The sequence below is a fragment of the Flavobacterium sp. ov086 genome, from assembly GCF_900187965.1.
Taxonomy (GTDB): domain Bacteria; phylum Bacteroidota; class Bacteroidia; order Flavobacteriales; family Flavobacteriaceae; genus Flavobacterium.
In genome coordinates, this window is the sequence record NZ_FZNL01000016.1 from 62,267 (window position 1) to 85,196 (window position 22,930).

Genomic DNA, 22,930 nt, shown 5'->3' on the forward strand with positions numbered 1-22,930 from the left:
AGTATATTTTTGCGTTCGTAACTATAGGTTATTTTCTGGTAAAAAACAGCTAAATAAAATTATTAGAACAGATGTTGCTAATTAAATGTTAATTATTATATTGCAGCACCTAAATTTATCACCTAAGAATGAGTATGAAAGTAAACAAAATTGTAGCCCTGCAATTAATGATGTCAATGGTATTGATGTTAGGCACGGCTAGTTGTAGCAAAAAATCGAGTTCCAGTCACGCTTCAAGAGCAACAGGTTGGGATGTAGATAGTCAGAATGGAACGGCTGCTAGAAATGCAGGAAAAAAACAACAGGCTGGTCCTGGTTTAGTTTTTGTTGAAGGAGGTACGTTTACTATGGGTAAAGTACAGGATGATGTTATGCATGATTGGAATAACACACCTACTCAACAACACGTTCAGTCATTCTATATGGATGAAACTGAAGTTACGAATGGTATGTACTTAGAATACCTGGAGTGGTTAAAGAAAGTTTTCCCTCCAACAGAAGAAAATTACAAAAACATTTACGAAGGAGCATCGCCAGATACATTGGTGTGGAGAAATCGTTTAGGATATAACGAAACGATGACTAACAACTATTTGAGACATCCATCTTATGCAAACTATCCTGTAGTTGGTGTGAACTGGATTCAGGCTGTTGAATTTGCTAAATGGAGAACAGACCGTGTTAATGAAGCTGTTTTGGAAAAGAACGGATACCTTCAAAAAGGTGCTAAAACCAACGATGTTACTGGTGATAATGCATTTAATACTGAAGCTTATTTAATGTCTCCTAGTACTGCACGTGGAGGTAGTGAAGAGATTGTATTGAAGAAAAACCCAGGTGGGAAAAGACCAAAAGCCGGAAAAGACGGAGTAGTTCCTGAAGAGAAAAATGTTTATGCACAACGTTCTTCCGGAGTTATCTTGCCAGAATACAGACTTCCTACTGAAGCAGAATGGGAGTATGCAGCTGCAGCAGATGTTGGACAAAGAGAATACAATATATATAAAGGACAAAAGAAATATCCTTGGTCCGGAGATTATACACGTTCTTCTAAACGTAAAAACAAAGGAGATCAATTGGCTAACTTTAAACAAGGAAACGGTGATTACGGTGGAATTGCTGGTTGGTCAGATGATGGTGCAGATATTACAAATCAAGTAAAAAGTTATGCTGCCAACGATTTTGGATTATACGATATGGCTGGAAACGTAGCCGAATGGGTTGCCGATGTTTACAGACCTATTATCGACAATGAAGCAAATGATTTCAACTATTTTAGAGGAAATCAATATGCTAAAAACAAAATTGGTAAAGATGGAAAAATTGAAATTATCACTAAAGATAATATTCAATACAAAACATTAAGTAATGGTAAAAAAGTAGCAACAAACTTACCGGGAGAAATCGCTCAGGTTCCAGTTGATGACAATGAAACTTACTTAAGAACTAACTTTAGTACAAGTGACAATATCAACTACAGAGATGGTGACAAACAATCTTCAAGATATTTTGACTTTGGAGATTCTGAGTCAGGACCAAAAGCTGATCAGGCAATGTACAACTCTCCTAAACATAATATCACAACAGATAGTTTAGGTCAGATGACTAGAAAATATGATAGCTCAAGTAAACGTACTACGTTAATCGATGATAATGTAAGAGTTTACAAAGGTGGTTCTTGGAGAGATAGAGCTTATTGGTTAGATCCGGCTCAAAGAAGATATTTCCCTCAGGATATGGCAACTGATTACATCGGATTTAGATGTGCAATGTCTAGAGTAGGTGCAAAATCTGAAAAAAGAAAATCACCTAGAAACTAGGTTTTAGAAATAAATTTTAATAAAAAATTCCAAATTCCAAAAGCTGATTATTTCAGTCTGGGATTTGGAATTTTTTTATTGTTTTTTTTCTACTTTTACGATCAATAAAATAAAATATAAATGAATATTCAGGAGATTCATAACTTGTTTTTACAAAGTAGTTCCGTTTCAATTGATACAAGAAAAATTGAAAAAGGTTCTATGTTTTTCGCTATAAAAGGCGAGAACTTTGATGCTAATACTTTTGCCGCAAAAGCGCTCGAATTAGGAGCTTTGTACGTTATTATTGACAATGCGGCTTATGCGATAGACGAAAGAACTATTCTGGTTCAGAACAGTTTAGAAACATTGCAGGAATTGGCAAAATTTCATCGTTCTTATTTGAAATTACCTATTGTTGCACTTACAGGAAGCAACGGAAAAACAACTACAAAAGAACTTATTAATGTAGTGCTTTCTAAGAAATTTAAAACGAAAGCTACCGTTGGAAATTTGAATAATCATATTGGAGTTCCATTGACTTTGCTGTCTTTTTCAAAGGAAACTGAAATTGGAATTGTAGAAATGGGGGCGAATCACAAAAAAGAAATTGAATTTTTGTGTGAAATTGCTCAGCCTGATTATGGTTATATAACCAATTTTGGAAAAGCACACTTAGAAGGTTTTGGTGGTGTTGAAGGCGTTATTCAGGGTAAGAGCGAGATGTATCAATATCTCTTAAAAAACAATAAATTGGCTTTTGTTAATCTTGAAGATCCAATTCAGATTGAGAAATCTAAAGGAATTGAAACGTTTACTTTTGGGGTAAATAAAGAGGAATCCAATCTTAATATCAAAAGTATTCAGGCAAATCCATTTGTTGTTGTCGACTATGATAATTTTATCGTAGAATCGCATTTAATAGGGCTTTACAATGCTAATAATATTAATGCTGCTGTTGCGATAGGAAAGTATTTTAAAGTTGTTGAAACTGATGTAAAACAAGCTATCGAGAACTATATTCCTGAAAACAACAGATCGCAATTACTAAAAAAGGAATCCAATCAAATTATTCTGGATGCCTATAATGCTAATCCGAGTAGTATGGCTGTGGCGATTACTAATTTTCTGCAATTAGAAAATCAGAACAAAGTAATGATCCTGGGAGATATGTTTGAGCTTGGAGACGAAAGCCATGAAGAGCATAAGATTATTGTTGATTCTTTATCAAATCAGGAAAAATCTGTTTGTTATTTAATTGGAAAATATTTTTACGAGAACAGAGTCTCTAATGGTAACATTCACTTTTTCGAAACTTTTGATGCTTTTGCAGCATATCTCAAAACGATCCATTTTAACGAGAATACAATTTTAATAAAAGGCTCGCGAGGCATGGCGCTGGAGCGAACATTAGAATATATTTAATATTGCTGATCTAAAGAAAATTTTACCGCAAAGTTCGCAAAGTTTTTTGCATGATATTGTGGTGATTAAGTTCGCAAAGCTAGATCAATACAAAGCTTTGCGTTCCGTCCCGAAGCTTCGGAATTGGATATTGTCATTAAGTTAGGCTTTTAAAAAATAAAATCCGTTTTTATCCGCGTTTTTACGAAATAAATCTGTTTTATCCGCGTCCAGATTAGACACTGATTTTACTGATTCGCTAAAGCGAAAACGCTGATAAAAACGGATTTTTCTAATTAATTGCTGTAGTTTTTTTTTAATTCTCTGATATACAACGTACGCTTCCAAAAGTCTTATACCCAACTTCAGTCACCGTAGCAGAAGAGCCAGCATAACTACCATCACTTAAGGCACTAAAAGGTCCTTCTAAAGAAGCAGAAGTACTTGACATATACATAAGACTAGCATTTTTAGATAAATACATATTATAATTTACATAGTTATATGCTCCTGCTGTAGGCAGCATCATGAAATTTCCGAACTTAACTCCTGTATAGAGATATCCCCAATCACCTGATCGAGCACCACCAACTGCAGTTCTTGTATTGTTTGCAACTACTCCTTGCCATTCACTTTTACTAGGTACACGATAACCTGCAGGGCAAGGGTCAGTAGCCGTTTTAACTCCATTACCCCAACTGCTGGCGGTATATTGCAAGTAGGCTCCCTGATTATCTCCCGGTATATAACCAAACATAGCTGGAGTTTGTTTCCCATAACCATAATAGTCTCCTCTTATATATGCATTAGGCACCATAGGATCTAAATTTGAACTTGCACTTACACCAAGATTATAACACATAAACGTTTTATATACTGTTGGGCTTATCATAGCACCACAACAAGCACAATCCTGTATTTTTGCTGTTAGTTTTACTCTTTCATCTGTACCTGATCCATCTGCTTTATTGTTGTAAATGACATACAAATCAACTGTTAAAGCATCTGCTGTTGTTTTACCAAAAGCGGTACCTGTACCCGCACCATTGGTACTGCTCAAAGTGTTGTTATATACAACCGTTGCTGTAACTGCTCCAGATACATAAAGGTCGGCTTCATTACCATTATTAGTAATCGATTTTACAATAGCACCCTCTAAAGATTCTACATAAGCAAAACGAATTTTACTTACTGCACCGCTTGGTGTAAACGTATAGGTTTGCGTGTTAGTCGCTGTCTGGCTAAAATCTGCCTTAGTTGCTAAACGCCCGCTTAATGGTGTACAACTACCGCCATCATTACTTTCTGCAATATCAAAACAAGTTTTACCACTCAATGTTCCTGCGCCTATTGGCAGTACAGCCGGGTTAACGGCTGTTACCGTAAATATTGGTGAAACTGCTTTCGGGTTACCCACACAACCATTAGTCACGATACAATAAAAAAACATTGTACCTGCTTCAGATGGGGTATAAGAATACGAAGTTGAATTGCTGCCCACCAGTGTGCCGCCTGTAGTACTGGCTGTTGTATTGCTGTACCATTGGCAGGTTTCGTTTACCCCGGATGATACAGATACTGAAACCGCAGCACTTGATCCTGTAGTTATTGTTTGAACAAGATCAGACTGTGCCGCAAGGCCAGGTGCAGGGCATTCAACAGCTACCAGACGTAATGTAATTTCAGTCAGGCTGGCTGGTACTACAAAAGGATTAGAGGTGATTATATCGCTGCCATTGTACCAGGTATAAGTAACATTATCTTTTTTGTTGGCAACACTTAAATCCAGTGATTCGCCTGCACAAAATGTACTAAAAGAGCTTAAAGCCTGTCCGTTTACCAATGCATCGGCTTCCTCGTTAAGGGTTGTCTGCCCTGTTGCTGTAAGCATTTTGGTTCCTTCTGCCGCTGCACTAATACAAGGTGTCGGGCTAATGGTTGTTTGTGCATTAATGGTTACTGAAAATAAAAATAACAGGACTGCAAAAAAGAGTGGTGTATAAAGTATTTTTATTTTCATTCTCTCTGATTTAAATTAGTATTATCTGAGGAATAAAAATGAGTTTAAAGAATAAGCTTAATTGCTAATAAAAGTTTTTAGAGTGGCAGAATAAGGTACTTGCAAATAATGCTATATAAACAGTACTGTTTACAAGTGTTTTTGATTAAAATAAAATCTGTTTAATCTGTGTTATCCGTGTGCCATTTTGCACAAAGTGACCGCAAAGTATTTCATATAGGTATAAAAAAAAAGCCAACAGGCTTTTGACCTGTTGGCTGCTTATTTGAAATATCATGTAAATAAGGAATAGCTGGCATTCTCTTACACAAAACAATATAACAAACAATGGATTCTTTAATCACTCACTTTTCATTCCTGCCAGATTGCAGGACATGAAAAGCGCATGACTTTTATTTATTTTTTGCTTTAGAAAAATTAAATCCTATCTTGATTTGAAGGAGTAAAACAACTCCAAATTTTAATTTAGGTTTTAATAAAATACCTTTCTAATTAATTGAAATACAACGCACAGGTTCAGCACTTGAAAAAACTATGCCGCTATTAGGGCCAGTTGATATAGTACTACTATTCTTCATTTTTCCATAAACGTAATAACTACTATTCTCAAAATGTATCGCTGCTTCATACTCAATTATAATATTATCAACCTGAGTCTTATACTTACCTGTACTAACATCATAGAAATAATTACTTGGCAACATCATAGTATCACCAATTTTAATCCCTGTTGTTTTTGTAAATGCCATTCCCAAGGCAGTATTAGTACCAACTGGAGTAAGTGTATTATAAGTAAAGACTCCTTTCCACTCGGCAGCAGTTCCTAGACGATAACCTGCAGGACAAGGGTCACCAACTGTACGAGGATTACCATTCCAAGGCGTTACAGTAGGTGGCGGAACTAATGCTGAAGCGTTTGCAAATGGCTCCTTAAAATCTCTCATATAATAATTTCCAATTAAACCAGGATTAGGCACCATAGGGTCTAAACTTTCGTTAGCACCAAGATTATAACACATAAAGTTTTTCCAAACACTTGGAGCTACAAAAGCACCACAACAAGCACAATCCTGTATTTTTGCTGTTAGTTTTACGGTTTTATCTGTACCTGTACCTGCAGCATTGTCATTATAAATTACATACAAATCAACCGATAGAGCATTAGCTGTTGTTTTTCCAAAAGCGGCACCTGTACCAGCACCATTTGTACTGCTCAACGTATTTTTGTATACCATCGTTGCGGTAACAGTTGCTGTTACATTAAGAGCTGATTCGCTGCCATTATTAGTAAGCGATTTTACAATAGTTCCTCCTAAAGATTCTACATAAGCAAAACGAATTTTACTTACTGCACCACTTGGTGTAAACGTATAGGTTTGCGTGTTAGTAGCTGTCTGGTTAAAATCTGCCTTAGTTGATGCACGAGATGTTAATAGTCCGCAAGAACCACCATCGTTGCTCTCGGTAATATCAAAACATGTTTTACCGCTCAATGTTCCTGCACCTGTTGGTAATGTAGCAGGGTTAGCATTTGCTGTTACCGTAAATACCGATGAAGTTCCTGTTGGGTTACCTGTACAACCATTAGTCACGATACAATAAAAATAAGTTGTACCTGCTCCAGACGGAGTATAAGTATATGTTTTTGAACTAGTACCTACCTTGGTACCGCCTGTAGTACTTGCTGTTGCATTGCTGTACCATTGGTATGTTTCGTTTACCGCAGACGATACTGATACTGATACAACAGCACTTGATCCTGCAGTTACTGTTTGAGAAAGATCAGACTGTGCTGTAAGCACAGGTTGAGGACATGCATTGTTCATGGTAATTGTTGCTGCTATTTCAACAGATTTACCACAACTGTTTACAGCAGTTACCTTAACAGTTAAAGTTGCACCACTTGTTCCTGAAGCAGGAAGCTTGACTGAAGCACTTTCTCCTGAACCTGTAACCACAGCTCCGCTGTCAGCAGTCCATGTATAAGATACTGCAGGACCAAACTCAATAGCAGTCTGCAAACTAACAGAAGTTCCATAATTACCTGATGGAGGTTTTGAAACCCATGTAAGCACCGGTAAGTCAGAAACATTAGCTGCAATTGTTTTTGTAGCCACAGTACTTGAGCATCCAGCCTGAGTAGTCACCATACCTGTATATACTACACCTGGTGTAGTTACAGTAATTGTTGGTGTAGTCTGAGCCATTTTTATACCATCTTTATACCAGGTATAGGTATAGGTTCCTGCCACAGCCGGCACCAAAGTTAAATCTGTAGTACCTGCACAAAGTACAGAGTTTCCTGTAATATTAGGCTGCGCCGGTGCACCGCCTGTTGTAACACTTTTATCTACTACATTTACCTCTTTAGAACAAGTTGCACCGCTATTATCTGTAGCCACTAAACGTAACGTAATTTTAGTTAAGTTAGTTGGTACTATAAAAGGATTAGAACTGATAATATCATTACCATTGTACCAGGTATAAGTAATACCATTCTTTTGGTTGGCAACACTTAAATCTAATGATCCGCCTGCACAAAATGAATTAAAAGTGCTTAAAGCCTTTCCGTTTACCAGTGCATCAGAATCATTAAGGGTTACCTGTCCTGTTGCTGCACTTTTAGTAATAGTAATACTATTTGAAGGTTTAGAATAACAGCTTCCGTCTTTTATAGCCGCAAACCATTCTCCTACACTTGAATCACCTGTTAAGCTTATTGTTGCTCCAGATTGTTTTTCTACACCGTTTTGTAACCATACTACATTTGCAGTGTTTCCTGTTGCTGTAAGCGTTACAGGGTTACTTCCGCAAAGAACGCCATTGTTAGAAGCAATAATTGATGTAGCCCCAGATGCTGCTGTAGCAGATGTGGTAACATTACGCTCATTTGCAGCATTGGTATTACAACCAACAGCTCCCATAGAAACATTGTATTTACCAGCCAAATTAGCGATATAAAAAGAAACGCCGCGAGCTACCTCTACACCGTTACGGGTCCAGATTAATTTATCAAGATTTGCTGTTGTTGCAGGAACTGCTAAATAAGCAGATCCTCCGGCACATAATGACAGGTTAGTACTTGCCGGGCTTATTGTTGGCACCGCATAAGACATAGAAGTACAGTTTACCCCGTTTTGAGAGAATAAAAATTCTTTGTACATACTTGTACAAGTACTTGTAACACGTACCAAAATAGTACGGGCATTAACGTTTGCATTTTCATTAAAAGCAACTTTAAATGATCCGCCCACATTATCTACATCATACAAGGCAGCATAATCACCGCCTGCTACTATAGTGATAGTAAATGGCCCTGTAGGACAATCTACGTCTGCTACTGTAAAGGTCTGGTTACAGCCAGATCCGTCTGCAGCTACACCAATACAAGGTGTCGGGCTGATAGTGGTTTGTGATGTACCATCACATAAACTCACCCAGCGGCTGCTGTTCCAATACTCTACACAACCGGTAGTGCTATTGTAAATGGTAAGACCATTACCAAGCGCATTGCCTTTTACAGCAAAAGCATTACGCTGGGCTGTAGTCATTTGAGGCAGTCTAAGCCCGCCAATATTTGCAAGCTCTAACACAGAAAACGCCTCGGGATTTTTTTTGCTGCCTATCGAGGCCTGTGCATTAATGTTTACTGAAAATAACATGGCTGCAAAACAGAGCCATATATAAAATAATTTTTTTTCCATTATTTAATAATTAAATTGTTTAAAATCTTGTAAGAGTGTAATGATGCTTACAACTATGAAATGGATGCCAGTCCAATTTCATAGCTTTGAATGTTTGAGGCTTATTAGTTGAAAAGATGAAATTACATGCCAGTTCGTTTCATCAGATTGTAATAACTTATAAGACTATCGCTGGTAAAGGCATTGTAATATTGTTTGCTAATCCAGATGCTACAATAGTGCAGTCATCTGGCAATACTTGTTTAATTGCCTTGTACCCCAATATTTACCTGCAGCAGAATCACTTTCTGTTGATGTTTTTGCCAATTTGGCACTATTACGGTAATAAAATCCCGGAACAACATCGTTGATGGCTGCTGTATTGTAAATCAAAAGTTTTTTTGCAAGAGTTTTTGTAATAGGAATCTTAATTCGCTGTTTTTTGCAAAGTAAACTTTGGTATTGATCTACCTTTTGCTGCAGAATTACTGTTTAATTGCACCAGGTATCAATATTGATAATCTCGTTACCTGTTTTGTATTTGAGCAGGTAAGATGCTTAAATTCAGTAGTGCTGCAAGTGTTAATACTGTTTTTTATTTTTTCATAGTCCCTGAGTTTAATTAATATTAGCTGCAAACTTTCAAACTTCATTTGTTTGAGGGGGTAAAGATCCGTTTGATATCTAGTTCATAGTGACCAATAAAAGTTTTAAAACTGGTAGAATAAGATATTTGCAAGTGATTTTTTACAAGTATGAGTAGGAGAGAAATTTAAGCATACAAAAAAAAATTAATCTTCAAAGAAAAGTTAAAGTGACTGACTGTGGGTTATTTGCAGGTATAGTAAAGTCATTAAATAAAAATTTAAAGACAGGATTTGGTAAAACAATAAACCCGACAGATTTTAAAAATCTGTCGGGTTAAAAAAAATCCGCTTAATCTGTGTTATCCGTGTGCCATTTTGTACAAAGCAGCCACAAAGTAATCTAAGTAAGAAGTAAGAAGTAAGAACGCAGATGAAGCAGATTCGCTATCGCGAAAACACGGATTAATGCGGATTTATGTTTCACGCAGATTTAAAAAGATTTAAGCAGATCTACGCAGATTAAAATATATCTGCTTTATCTGCAAAATCTTCGAGAGAAAACCTAACGATTTTTATGTTTAAAATAATTAAAGCTACAAAATATTTTATGTTTCTCCACAACAATATGTTTTCAGCTGATTAATGCGGATTTTTTTATGTTAGGTAATGCTTTGTTTCAACGCAACGTCTAGATCGCGGAAAATCAACAATCAACAATCAACAATCAACAATCAACAATCAACAATCAATAATCGCCAATCTAAAATCTTTACTAGATACTCATCAGAAAACCAATTAGATTTTCTTTTTTATTTAAGCCGAGTTTTTTTCTTAATCGGTATCGGGCTAATTCAACTCCTCCGGTTGAAATATTCATGATCTCGGCTATTTCTTTCGTAGACATATTCATTAATAAATAGGTAGACAAATCGAGTTCTCGAGGTGAGATCGTAGGATATTTTTCTTTTAATCGTTTTAAGAATTCAAAATGCACGTTTTTAATGTGTTTTTCAAGATCTTTCCAGCTTTTATCTGTGTTTACTTCTTTTACAATGCTTTTGTTTAGTTTGCTAACCTGAAACTTTGTTGAATCGTCGAGTGCTTCAACGTCAATCTCTTTTAGTTTATGGATGATTCCGTTTAGGATCTTATTTTTCTTAACCACTTGCAAAGAGTTGTTTACCAGTTCTTTGTCTTTTGCCAAGATTTTTATTTGAAGCTTGTCGTTTTTTAATTTTTCGATTTCTTTTTCAAGATCATATTGCTCTTGCCTGATTTTTGATTCTTTTTCCAGATAAAGTCTTCGTTGTTCTATAGTTTCATAATATTTGTTTTTGCGGATCTTCATCTTTATTCGGGTAGAAATCAAATAAATTCCTATAACGATTAATACAAAATAAAGCATGAAAGCCAGGAAGTGTCTGTACCAAGGCGGAGAAACCGTAAAAGACAGTTTTGCAGGCAGGGACTGAATTCCGTAACTGTTTCGAACTTTTACATTCATTGTATATTCTCCTTCACGAAGATTGGTGTATTCTTTTAGAGATATGGTAGACCAATTACTCCATTTGTCATCAAAAGGTTCTAATTGATAGGAGAATTCGACATTTTCTAAGTTCTCGTATGTTGGGGAAGAAAACGTAAACCGAACATGATTTGAAGAATATGGAATACGGATATTTTCAATTTTATTCTGATTATTTCCTAAAGTAATCGTGTCGCCGGGAAACGAGAAACTACGAATAAAAGCTTTTGGTTTTGTTACGAAGTTGTTCAGAAATTGCGAATCATAGTGCGCCAATCCGTCTGTTAATCCAATAAATATGTTTTTTGAGTCAATTGTATTTACAGACAGATAATTACTTACCAAATTACCTGTAAGGTTTGAAAATGGTGCTACAATATTCTTGTACTTGTTGTTTTGTTTCATTAAAACGCCTAATGATTCATTGAATGCGTACCATAAATTAGATTGCGAATCTTCGCTTAATGCACTAATAACAGGTATGTTTTTAAATAGATTGGTAAGGTTCTTATCTTCAAAGAACAAATCCTGTTCTTTAGAATACTTGTAAAAATGATTGTTGGTTTGAAAGTAAATACGATTGTCTATTTTTTGAAGACTTCCAATATTCTTAAATTTAGGAGTTAAATGATCAATTTTTTTGATTGTAGCAAATCTTGTCAAGTCATCACTAAGAGACATTCTGTAAATAGACTCATCTTTTTTAAGCCATAGATACGATTCATCAAGTTCAAAACTATTTGATGATTTATCAAAACCTGAAATCTGATTTTTAAAAACTAATCCGCTTGGTGTTTTTTGAAATATAGCAAATCCAACATAATTTGAACCAATAAAAAAGCCCGGATGATTTGGTATTTTCTTAAAGCCAAAATAACCTTTTGGATCTATTATATGAGTTACTTTTCCGCCTTTTATAACTAGAGCACCTCTATTGTTTGCACAGATAAGTTCGTTGTCTACTACCTGAACATTCCACGATTGTGCAGTAGTTCCTTCAACAAGTTTAAAAACATCTTCCTTAAAACTATTGTTCCAGGCGTGGTAAAAAACACCCTGGTTTGTGGCAACATACAAATTTCCGTCGTGAATCACAGAGGCGTATACGGTACTAATATCATAACTAAATCCAAAATAAGTAAAAGGAGAACTCTCGTTGACAAAAGCAATACCATTATCAAGACCCAGCCAGAGATTGTTTTTGTTGTCTATAAAAGAGGTTAAAACAGTATTGTTCTGTAGTCCTTTTTTTCTGTTGATATGCTGGATTATCTTTCCGTTATAATCACAAATTAATATACCGTCCAAAACAGTGTTTAAAACAATGAAACTATTGTTTATGGTAACGCCCCCAAGCGAATTGTTTTTCTTGACAAAATTATTGGCTTCAGTATCCCAAGGCGTTATTTTGTTGTTTTCATAAATAAACAAACCTCTTTCTAATGTTATTATTAAGGTCTTGTTTTTAGCGAGAGAATACATTCCCCATATCTCCGTGTTATTTAGACTGGTTGTATTGGGTAGTGTGTATAGTTTTCCGTCTTTATATTCCAGTATTCCTTTTTCTACATCTTGTAGATAAAGCTTATTATTGACTACAAACGAAAACTGAAATCGTTTAGGGGCTTGTAATATTGATAATTTTCCGTTTTTGAATATGTATATTCTGGCGAAAGACTGAAAAATGGTTTGATTGTTAAAAGAATGTATTTTCCAGATAAAGTCAATTATTTTGATTTTGCTTTTATCTACATGTTTTGCTAAGGATGTGTACCGAAGTTTTCCTTTAGTGTCAGGTTGGAAATAACCGAATTCATTATATCCTCCAACGAAGATCTTTCCGGAGTCATCAATCTTTAAACATCTGACAGAAGTAAGATTTGGTAGTGGATAGCAGCGCCATGAAGAACCATCAAATTGCAAAAGACCATTATTATTGGCAAAATACAGATTTCCGTTTTTATCCTGACCAATATTCCAGTTTTGAGTGCCTCCTTTATATTCGTTTCGCTTGTAATTTCTTACATCGGGAAGCCCAATGTTTTTTACTTGCCCAAAAAAGGAGATTGTGAATAATGTAAAAAAAGTAATATAAAAATATGATTTTATCAATTTCATGAATTTTTCTATTTGTTATAAAATTTTAAATATAAGTGCTTGTTTTTTAATTGTTTACACTCTATTTGTGTCTACTATCTCGTTGTAGAAAGGTAATTATTTATTAAAAATAAGCAATCTTATACTAGTGTAGTGTTTATTTTTGCAATTAACATTTTGATAACATTTAATATTTATTTTTTAACGTGTTGTTATTTAGTGTATTATAAAAAAAATGATGTGTTTTTGTAATGTAATAAAATTTAGTTTGATGTGTTTTTGTAATGAATTTTAATTGCTGATAGTAAAAAAATAAGATTATTATTGCATCAAATTACTAATTAATTAACCAAAATTTTTAGAAAAATGAAATTAACAAAATTACTTATTTTTTGTGTTTCGTCTTTGTTATTCTCGGTTATCGCTGTGGCTCAGGATGTCACGGTAAACGGGGTAATAACAGATGAAAGTGGAATGCCAGTTCCAGGTGCAACTATTGTATTAAAAGGAACAACTAAGTCAACGGCATCAGATTTTGATGGTAAATTCCAAATTCAGTCGCCTTCAACAGGTGTTTTAACAGTTACTTTTATTGGATATGCTCCAGTTACGGAAGCTGTAAATGGGAAAACAAAAATTACAATTCAATTAAAACCGGAATCACAATCCTTAAATGAAGTTGTGGTTGTAGGATATGGTACTCAAAAGAAATCAGTAGTTACAGGAGCAATCTCTAGTGTAAAAGCTGCCGATCTTGAGAAAGTTCCTAATGGTAGAGTGGAGCAATCACTACAAGGTAGAGTAGCGGGTGTATCTGTTGCTGCTGTTTCTGGACAGCCTGGTGAAAAATCAAAGGTACGTATTAGAGGTATAACTACTTTTAGAGAAGGTGGTAATGATCCATTATGGGTTGTTGATGGTATTGCTGTAGATGCAAACGCAATTGGTTTTATCAATCAAAGTGATATCGAATCTATCGAGGTTCTTAAAGATGCCGCTTCTGCTGCAATCTATGGTACTCGTGCTGCAACCGGAGTTATCCTGGTTACAACTAAAAAAGGAAAATCAGGAAAAATTTCTGTAAACTATAATGGTTTTGCTGGTGTTTCTGGCCCGGCTAAAAAATTAAATTTATTGAATGCTTCACAATACGGTTCAGTAATGAATGATAAGTCTCTTGCAGACGGTGGAGGTATTAAATATCCTAATCCATCTTCATTAGGTAAAGGTACAGATTGGCAAGATGCAATCTTCAATAACAATGCTTTTAGATATACACACGAGTTAAGTATTAGTGGTGGTGGTGAAAAATCTACTTTTTATGCTTCTTTCGGGATACAAGATCAGGAAGGTATTGTTGCAACAGAAATTTCAAACTATACAAAGAAAAATTTCCGTTTAAACTCAACTCACAAAATTTCTGACTATTTTACTTTTGGACAAACTTTTGGATACACACACCAAAAAACTAAAGGTATTGGAAATACAAACAGTGAATTTGGAGGACCTTTAAGTTCTGCAATTAACTTAGATCCTTTAACTCCATTGGTGGTTACAGATCCTGCAGTTGCTAGTACTGGTTTCTATACAAATCCAAATGTTGTAAGAGATCCAAACGGAAATCCTTACGGAATTTCTTCTTTAGTACAACAAGAGATGACAAATCCTTTGGCTTATACTCAAACTAGATTAGGAGGATACAGCTGGTCAGACGATTTTGTTGGAAATGCTTATTTAGAGGCTAATATTACTAGTCATTTAAAATTCAGAACTACACTTGGTGGTAAATTAGCTTATTGGGGAGACCAGGGCTTCACTCCGGTTTTCTTCTTAAATCCAAACATGAAAGCGGATAAAAATAGCTATAGCCAGAATAATAATAAATCATTTTCATGGACTCTTGAAAACATTTTAACTTATGCTAATAAATTTGGTGATCACAGCATAAATATTTTGGCAGGTCAAGGTGCTTATGTTGAAAACATTGGTGGTAAAATTGGAGTAACTATGTTTGGTCTGCCAATCACAAGTTATAAAGATGCGTCTTTCAATTTTGACATTCCTCAAACTGACAGAGTAAACGTTTCAGAGGATTTTGTAGAACATAAATTAGCTTCATTGTTTTTACGTGCAAATTATGATTATTTAGAGAAATACCTTTTCACAGGAATTGTTCGTCGTGATGGATCAACTCGTTTTGGTGAAAATAAGAAATTCGGAGTTTTCCCTTCATTCTCTTTAGGATGGGTTATTTCGAAAGAAGGATTCTGGAAAGAAAATAATGTGGTTAACACTTTAAAACTACGTGGAGGTTATGGAGTTGTTGGTAACGATAATATCGATGATTTCAAATATAGAGGTTTAGTTGTTGGAGGATATAATTACTCTGTTGGAAACACAGGTTCAATCACAACAGGTTACGGAAACTCTACTTTACCAAACGCAGATTTAGGATGGGAAGAAACTTCTCAAACTACTGTTGGTCTTGATGCAAAACTTTTTAATGATTTTACTCTTGCTTTAGACTACTACAAAAAGAGAACAAAAGGAATCTTAAGAGACGTTGTTATTCCTGGATATGTAGGGGTTGTTGATAAACCATCTGCGAATATTGCTGATATGAATAATAGTGGTTTTGAGGTTGAATTAGGATACAAGAAAAGATTAGGAGATTTTAATTTAGGAGTTAATGCAAATGTTGCTTACCTGAAAAACGAAATCACTTATGTAGGATCATCTACAAACTATATTGTTGGAGATGCTAGTTTCCAATCTATGGGACCAGTAACAAGAACACAAGTTGGTCATTCATTCAACGAGTTTTACGGTTTTAAAACTGCAGGTATTTTCCAAAATGATGCCGAAGTTGCTGCTTACAAAAATGCTGCAGGAGGTTTAATTCAGCCAAATGCTAAGCCAGGAGATTTCCGTTGGACAGATACAAATGGTGATGGTACTATTACTGATGATGATAAACAATTTTTAGGAACTAACATCCCTAAATATACTTTTGGTCTTACGATTAACTTAGACTATAAAAACTTCGATTTTATGGCATTTACTCAAGGATCAGCAGGAAGTAAAATTTTCCAAGGTTTGAGAAGACTTGATATCTTGAATGCAAACTATCAAACAAGTGCTTTAGGTCACTGGTCTGGAGAAGGAAGCACAAACGATTATCCAAGATTGACTAACAATGATCCAAATAAAAATTTCACTAACATGTCTGATTTTTATCTTGAAAACGGAAACTATTTACGTTTGAAAATTGTTCAGGTTGGATACACACTTCCAACTGGTTTATCATCTAAAATTGGTTCAGATAAAATTCGTTTTTACTTAACAGGAGAAAATTTATTTACTATTACAAAATACACGGGATATGATCCTGAAATTGGAGGTCAGGTTTATGGTGTAGATAAAGGAGTTTATCCACAAGCAAGATCTATTCTGTTAGGAGCTAACGTTCAATTTTAAAAATTAAAGAATTATGAAAACTATAAAATATAAATATATATACATTGCTATAGCATTGTCTATTCTGGGATCTTGCTCTGAAGATTTTGTAACCATTGACCCAAAAGGAAAATTTGATTCAAGTACTTACTTTTCCAGCGAACAAGAATGTTATTCTGCTCTAATTGGAGTTTACGATCCGTTGAGAAAAAATACCGGAGGTTTCGAGAACATGGTGGCGATGTTAAATGCAGGATCTGATGATTTTTATGCAGGTGGAGGAAGTTCTACTGATGGAACAGGAATTCAAAATTTCTCTACTCACTCTCTTACTTCAATCAGTATTCCCGGTAGTTTCTGGAGTGATCATTTTCAAGGTGTGGCAAGAGCAAATATGTTGTTGACAAAGCTTCCTGGATCTCCTACGAGTGAAGCTTCAAAAGTTAGATTTGCCGGAGAGGCTAAAGCATTACGTGCACTTTACTATTTTAACTTAGTGAGAATGTTTAAAAACCTTCCATTGGTTTTAGTGCCTTTAACAGCTCAGACTATTTATGATCCTGAGCAAGTTAAACCAGAGGTGATTTATGCACAAATAGAAAAAGATTTATTAGAAGCTATTCCTGCTTTGCCAAATAATGTTGATGCAAAAACAGAATCAGGAAGACTTAATAAAGGAGCTGCACAAGCAATATTAGGAAAAGTATATTTGTTTGAAGGTAAAAATGCAGATGCTGCTGCTGTTTTAGCGCAAGTAAATGGCACACCGGGAGCAACAAATCAATACGGAAATAAATTACTGCCTGAATTTAGTGATTTATGGGTAACTACAAATAAATTTAATGCAGAGTCAATATTAGAAGTATCTCATAGTAGTGCAGGTAATACTGACTGGTCATTCTGGGGACAAGGTAAAGACGAAGGAAACTCTCTAAATCAAATGATTGGACCAAGAGGATATTCAAGACCAAAAGGTTCTGATGCACCGGATCTTCCTTCAGGATGGGCTTTCAACCCGGCAACTCAAAAATTATTTGATGCCATGAAAGACGATCCAAGATTAGGAGCTACTATTCTTAATATTAAAGCTTTAAAAGCAGCTGGTAAAGCAGATTACATTCCTGCTTATCAGGATACAGGTTATTTCCTGAACAAATATCTTCCAAGAGCAACAGATGTTCGTACAGGTGGTGGTAATCAAGAGTTAAACTACAAACAAAATTCTTATGTAATCAGACTTGCTGATACTTATTTGATGGAAGCAGAAGCTTTAGGTTCAGGAGCAAGAGCGCAAGCTTTACTTGACGCAGTTAGAACCAGAGTTGGTTTACCTTCTGTACCGGTTACATTAGCAGCTATTAAAAATGAAAGAAGAATGGAGTTAGCTGGTGAAGGTCATAGATTTTTTGATTTAGTAAGATGGGGAGATGCTGCTGCTGCATTATCTGACAGAGGTTTTGATGCAGGAACAGATGAGATCTTACCAATTCCTTACACAGAACTTAATGGTACTAAATTGAAACAAAACCCTAATTATCAATAAGAACTAACGGGTAAAAAAACACAAATAGAAATCTAAATATGAAGTGTAAACCTAATGCTGTTTTTAGCATTAGGAGCACTACATAGTTATGATGAAAAAACCATAGCAATGCCCTAATTGCTTTGTGATAATAGTATTATTAAGGCGTTGAATTACGTCGAAAATAAGAAAATAAAGTTAAGTTTAAGTTTGGTTGTAAATAGCCCATAATCACTATGAGTATGGGCTATTTTTAAATCCTTAAGCTGCTGGAATGTGTTTTTATAGATAAAGAGTTTCTTTAAAAAAACTTCAAATAGAATTTAAAATAATTACAGAAGAATGAGAAAAAATAGTTATAAAATTCTATGTTTTCTGTTTTCGGTTGGAGCTTTTGCGCAACAAACAAAAACAAAAAAAGAATTTACAACCAATGGGAAAAAGATAACAGTTTATACAACTGCCGAAAATTCAAATTTAAGATTAACATCTACAGATAATTTAACTTTCTCGGCATCAAAACAACCTCTTGAAACAGAGTCAGCTGTTTTTGTAGAACCCTCTAAAAAGTTTCAGACTTTCATGGGAATTGGTGGAGCCATCACAGATGCGAGTGCTGAGATTTTTGCTAAACTTTCGAAAGAAAAACAAACAGAATTTTTAAATGCTTACTACGATAAACAAAAAGGGATAGGCTATTCTTTGCTAAGAACAACGATACAAAGTTCTGATTTTAGCAGTGGAAGCTATTCTTATATCGAAGAAGGAGATAAAGATTTAAAGACGTTTTCTATTGATCATGATAGACAATATCGCATTCCGTTAATAAAGCAAGCCATAAAAACTGCTGGAGGAAAATTGACAACTTATGTTGCACCCTGGTCGCCAAATGCTTTTATGAAAAGTAATAAAAGTGTCCTGAAAGGAGGAACATTATTACCGGAATATTATCAAACATGGGCAAATTTTTATGCCAAGTTTATAAAGGCATATGAGAAAGAAGGAATTCCAATTTGGGGAACTTCTACTCAAAACGAGCCAATGGCAATTCAAACTTGGGAATCTTGCGTTTATACAGCAGAAAACGAGAGAGATTTTATTAAAAATTTCCTTGGGCCAACTTTGAAAAAAGAAAAGTTAGGGGATGTAAAAATCATTGTTTGGGATCATAATCGCGATTTAATGAATTACAGAGCAAACGTAATTTATTCAGATCCTGAAGCTTCAAAGTATGTTTGGGGAATGGGTTTTCACTGGTATGAAACCTGGTCTGGCGGAGCATCAATGTTTGATAACGTTGGTAAAGTGCATGAAGCATATCCAAACAAAGGTTTAATGTTTACAGAAGGATGTATCGAAAAATTTGATGCTGCAAAGTATCAATTTTGGGGTAACGGAGAAAGATATGGTATTTCTATGATTAATGATTTTAATAATGGAACTGCAGGTTGGACAGACTGGAACATTCTTTTAGATCAAAATGGCGGGCCAAATCATGTTGGAAACTTCTGTTTTGCACCAATTCATGCTGACACAACTACCGGTGAATTAATTTATACACCATCCTATTATTATATCGGACATTTTTCGAAATTCATTCGCTTAAACGCAGTAAGAGTAAGTACTGCCGTGAGCAGAAGCGCATTATTAAGTACTTCATTTTTAAATACTGACGGAACAATGGCAACAGTTGTCATGAACCAATCTGATAAAGAGATTACCTATAATTTAATTATAGCTGCTGAAAAAACAGTAGTTAAAATACCTGCGCATGCCATACAAACATTAGTGTATTAATTTTTTGTAATTAGAAGAGGGTCGAATTGAATCATCCAATTTGACCCTCAATTTAATTTCAACTTTAAAAGTTTTTTGAAAGTACAATGAAAATCATCAATAGAATTTTAATAGCACCAATACTAGTTCTACAATTAAGTTGTTCTTCATCAAAGGTTGTGAGTCGTTCAGCGGTTTCAGCATCCAAATCAAACAAAAAAATTGAAGTTTATACCACCGCCGAAAACACAAATTTAAGGTTATCGCTCTCGAATAATTTAATTTCGAAAGCAACAAATTCAACAGTTTCTATTGTTTTAGATCCTGAAAAAACAGATCAGATTTTCTTAGGAATTGGTGGTGCCATAACAGATGCAAGTGCAGAAGTTTTTGCCAAATTATCTCCTAAAAAACAACAAGAATTTCTGACTGCCTACTACGACAAAAACAAAGGAATTGGTTACACATTAGCCAGAACCAACATACATAGCTGCGATTTTAGCAGCGACAGTTACACTTATATAACAGAAGGAGACAAAGATTTAGAATCCTTCAACATTGAGCACGATAAAAAATATCGAATTCCATTAATAAAAAAAGCAATTGAAACAGCCGGCGGGAAATTAACTTTATTTGCCAGTCCTTGGAGTCCCCCAGCTTTCATGAAAGACAATAATGATATTTTGCACGGCGGCGTTTTATTGCCGGAATTTGCACAATCATGGGCAAATTACTATGTTAAATTTATTCAAGCCTACGAAAAAGAAGGTATTCCGGTTTGGGGATTAACCATTCAAAACGAACCTATGGCAAAGCAAAGATGGGAATCTTGCATTTACACACCTGAAGTCGAAAGAGATTTTCTTAAAAATTTTCTAGGACCAACTTTAGAAAAAGAAGGATTAGCTTCTAAAAACATTATCATCTGGGATCACAATCGTGGAGACCAGCTAGAAAAAAGAGCCAATCTTGTTTTCTCAGACCCGGAAGTTTCAAAATATGCATGGGGAATTGGATTCCATTGGTATGAAACATGGAATGGCGGAACTCCAAAATTTGAATCAGTAGGTGAAGTTCACAAACAATTTCCAAATAAAAATTTACTTTTTACAGAAGGCTGTATCGAAAAGTTTGACGCCACAAAATTTCAGTTTTGGGGAAATGCAGAACGATATGGACTCAATATAATTAACGATTTGAATAACGGAACTGTGGGTTGGACAGATTGGAACATCCTTTTAGACCAAAACGGAGGACCTAACCATGTAGGTAATTTTTGCTTTGCGCCAATTCACGCAGATACCACAAAAGATGAATTGATCTACACACCAATGTATTATTATATAGGTCATTTTTCCAAATTTATCCGACCTAATGCCAAAAGGATAATCGAAACCATTAGCGATAAAACATTAATAAGCACTTCATTTAAAAATTCTGATAACAAGATCGTTACCATTGTTATGAACCAATCAGACAAAGAAGTTGTTTATACGCTCATAAACCAAGATACAAAAACCACGATCACTATTCCGGCGCATGCTTTGCAAACTATTATAAACTAGCCGGTGTCTAACTAAAAAACTATAAAAATGAAACCAAAATTTAAAAACGCTATAAAAGCAATATTTTTTGCGACAGCCATATTTGCTCAGGTAAAATGCTCCTCATCAAATGATGCTGTCGAAAATCCCCCTCCGGTAGTACCGCCGGTTGTAGTAAAAAACGATGTCGATTTTTGGTTGACAAAAGGAGATCAAACGGCATTACTAACAAAACAAACAGGCGCTTTAGGTTTTGGAACTACAGTAAATAGTTATCCGAATATTGAGGTAAACGCCAGCCAAAAATACCAGACCGTAGATGGTTTTGGATACACATTAACAGGCGGAAGTGCAGATGTAATCAATCAGTTGAATGCAACAAAAAAAGCAGCTCTTTTGCAGGAATTATTTGGTTCATCAGCAACTTCAATCGGAATAAGCTATATCAGAATTAGTATTGGAGCATCAGATTTGCATTCAACCACTTTTACTTATGATGATATTTCTACAGGAAATACAGATCTTGATTTGACTAAATTTAATTTAGATGGAGATAAAAATGGAGTAATTGCCCTTTTAAAAGAAATTCTGGCAATCAATCCAAAAATTTTAATTGTAGCAACTCCTTGGACAGCGCCGCTTTGGATGAAAACGGAGAACAGTTTCAAAGGAGGAAGATTAGATACAAAGTATTATGATGTTTATGCAAAATACTTCGTAAAATACATTCAGCAAATGAAAACGGAAGGTATTACAATTGATGCTATAACGCCTCAAAACGAACCTTTAAATCCATATAATACTCCAAGTATGGAAATGTCGGCTTTAGAGCAGGCAAATTTTATCAAGAATAATTTGGGCCCTGCATTTAAGGCAGCAAATCTTGCAACAAAAATCATTACTTATGATCATAATTGTGATGTGCCGGATTATCCTAAAACAATCTTGGCTGATGCAGCAGCAAATCCTTTTGTAGACGGTTCAGCATTTCACTTATATGCAGGAGATATTAGCGCTCTTTCAGATGTTTACAATGCTTATCCTACCAAAAATATTTATTTTACAGAACAATGGACTTCTTCTACAGGTAGTTTTGACGGAGATTTAAAATGGCATCTTAAAAATGTTGTGATTGGTTCCATGCGCAATTGGAGTAGAAATGCTCTGGAATGGAACTTGGCAAACAACGCTAATTATGGACCTCACACAAATGGTGGATGTTCAGAATGTAAAGGAGCTTTAACGGTTACTTCGACTGACAATTTTCAGCGTAATGTAGCCTACTATATTATCGCTCATGCTTCAAAATTTGTTCCTGCAGGATCTATAAGAATTGATAGTAATATCAACGGTAATTTACAAAATGTTGCCTTCATTACGCCTTCAGGTTCAAAAGTTTTGATTGTTGAAAATGACGGATCTTCAAATGTTGCTTTCAATATAAAATTTGACGGTAAATGGGTTACAACTTCTTTAGACGCAGGAGCTGTAGGAACTTATACATGGAAATAATTAGA

Annotated in this window: 11 protein-coding genes; 7 read left to right on the forward strand and 4 right to left on the reverse strand. The window is 35.0% G+C overall.

Features of this window, described 5'->3' with window-relative positions; translation table 11 throughout:
• Window positions 1–134: 134 nt before the first annotated feature.
• Both gldJ and murF read left to right on the forward strand, forming a co-directional pair.
• Window positions 135–1,820, forward strand: a complete 1,686-nt coding sequence (gene gldJ, locus CHB81_RS17035; RefSeq protein WP_089353049.1) for a gliding motility lipoprotein GldJ — start codon at window positions 135–137, stop codon at window positions 1,818–1,820.
• A gap of 120 nt (window positions 1,821–1,940) precedes the next feature.
• Window positions 1,941–3,224, forward strand: a complete 1,284-nt coding sequence (gene murF, locus CHB81_RS17040; protein WP_089353050.1) for a UDP-N-acetylmuramoyl-tripeptide--D-alanyl-D-alanine ligase — start codon at window positions 1,941–1,943, stop codon at window positions 3,222–3,224.
• A 295-nt stretch (window positions 3,225–3,519) separates the two neighbouring features.
• Here the strand turns inward: murF and CHB81_RS17050 are convergent, their stop codons facing one another.
• From CHB81_RS17050 to CHB81_RS17060, 4 genes are all read right to left on the reverse strand, one after another.
• A complete protein-coding gene (locus CHB81_RS17050; RefSeq protein ID WP_089353052.1) occupies window positions 3,520–5,223 on the reverse strand; it encodes a hypothetical protein in 1,704 nt (567 codons plus the stop codon).
• Between the two features lie 488 nt (window positions 5,224–5,711).
• Window positions 5,712–8,927: a hypothetical protein gene (locus tag CHB81_RS17055; protein ID WP_089353053.1), complete on the reverse strand. Its 3,216-nt coding sequence runs from the start codon at window positions 8,925–8,927 to the stop codon at window positions 5,712–5,714.
• A gap of 210 nt (window positions 8,928–9,137) precedes the next feature.
• Window positions 9,138–9,299, reverse strand: a complete 162-nt coding sequence (locus CHB81_RS26920) for a hypothetical protein (protein ID WP_176427541.1) — start codon at window positions 9,297–9,299, stop codon at window positions 9,138–9,140.
• 966 nt (window positions 9,300–10,265) lie between these two features.
• Window positions 10,266–13,136, reverse strand: a complete 2,871-nt coding sequence (locus tag CHB81_RS17060; protein ID WP_089353054.1) for a triple tyrosine motif-containing protein — start codon at window positions 13,134–13,136, stop codon at window positions 10,266–10,268.
• A 345-nt stretch (window positions 13,137–13,481) separates the two neighbouring features.
• Here CHB81_RS17060 and CHB81_RS17065 point away from each other — a divergent pair, with 345 nt between their 5' ends.
• From CHB81_RS17065 to CHB81_RS17085, 5 genes are all read left to right on the forward strand, one after another.
• The gene (locus CHB81_RS17065) at window positions 13,482–16,592 is read left to right on the forward strand and encodes a TonB-dependent receptor (protein WP_089353055.1); all 3,111 of its coding nucleotides are present in this window, start codon (window positions 13,482–13,484) and stop codon (window positions 16,590–16,592) included.
• A gap of 13 nt (window positions 16,593–16,605) precedes the next feature.
• The gene (locus CHB81_RS17070) at window positions 16,606–18,114 is read left to right on the forward strand and encodes a RagB/SusD family nutrient uptake outer membrane protein (RefSeq protein ID WP_089353056.1); all 1,509 of its coding nucleotides are present in this window, start codon (window positions 16,606–16,608) and stop codon (window positions 18,112–18,114) included.
• 321 nt (window positions 18,115–18,435) lie between these two features.
• On the forward strand, window positions 18,436–19,890 hold the full coding sequence (locus CHB81_RS17075; RefSeq protein ID WP_089353057.1) for a glycoside hydrolase family 30 beta sandwich domain-containing protein: 1,455 nt from the start codon (window positions 18,436–18,438) through the stop codon (window positions 19,888–19,890).
• An 86-nt stretch (window positions 19,891–19,976) separates the two neighbouring features.
• Entirely contained in the window at window positions 19,977–21,434 is a 1,458-nt protein-coding gene (locus CHB81_RS17080; RefSeq protein WP_089353058.1) for a glycoside hydrolase family 30 beta sandwich domain-containing protein, read from the forward strand.
• 27 nt (window positions 21,435–21,461) lie between these two features.
• Window positions 21,462–22,925, forward strand: coding sequence for a glycoside hydrolase family 30 beta sandwich domain-containing protein (locus tag CHB81_RS17085; RefSeq protein ID WP_089353059.1), 1,464 nt, complete (start codon window positions 21,462–21,464; stop codon window positions 22,923–22,925).
• The last annotated feature ends 5 nt before the right edge of the window (window positions 22,926–22,930 follow it).

What these genes read in the sequence shown, in the direction of transcription:
- gldJ (WP_089353049.1), top strand. Translation starts at nt 135, where the DNA reads ATGAAAGTAAACAAAATTGTAGCCCTGCAATTAATGATGTCAATGGTA.
- murF (WP_089353050.1), top strand. Translation starts at nt 1,941, where the DNA reads ATGAATATTCAGGAGATTCATAACTTGTTTTTACAAAGTAGTTCCGTT.
- CHB81_RS17050 (WP_089353052.1), bottom strand. Translation starts at nt 5,223, where the DNA reads ATGAAAATAAAAATACTTTATACACCACTCTTTTTTGCAGTCCTGTTA.
- CHB81_RS17055 (WP_089353053.1), bottom strand. Translation starts at nt 8,927, where the DNA reads ATGGAAAAAAAATTATTTTATATATGGCTCTGTTTTGCAGCCATGTTA.
- CHB81_RS17060 (WP_089353054.1), bottom strand. Translation starts at nt 13,136, where the DNA reads ATGAAATTGATAAAATCATATTTTTATATTACTTTTTTTACATTATTC.
- CHB81_RS17065 (WP_089353055.1), top strand. Translation starts at nt 13,482, where the DNA reads ATGAAATTAACAAAATTACTTATTTTTTGTGTTTCGTCTTTGTTATTC.
- CHB81_RS17070 (WP_089353056.1), top strand. Translation starts at nt 16,606, where the DNA reads ATGAAAACTATAAAATATAAATATATATACATTGCTATAGCATTGTCT.
- CHB81_RS17075 (WP_089353057.1), top strand. Translation starts at nt 18,436, where the DNA reads ATGAGAAAAAATAGTTATAAAATTCTATGTTTTCTGTTTTCGGTTGGA.
- CHB81_RS17080 (WP_089353058.1), top strand. Translation starts at nt 19,977, where the DNA reads ATGAAAATCATCAATAGAATTTTAATAGCACCAATACTAGTTCTACAA.
- CHB81_RS17085 (WP_089353059.1), top strand. Translation starts at nt 21,462, where the DNA reads ATGAAACCAAAATTTAAAAACGCTATAAAAGCAATATTTTTTGCGACA.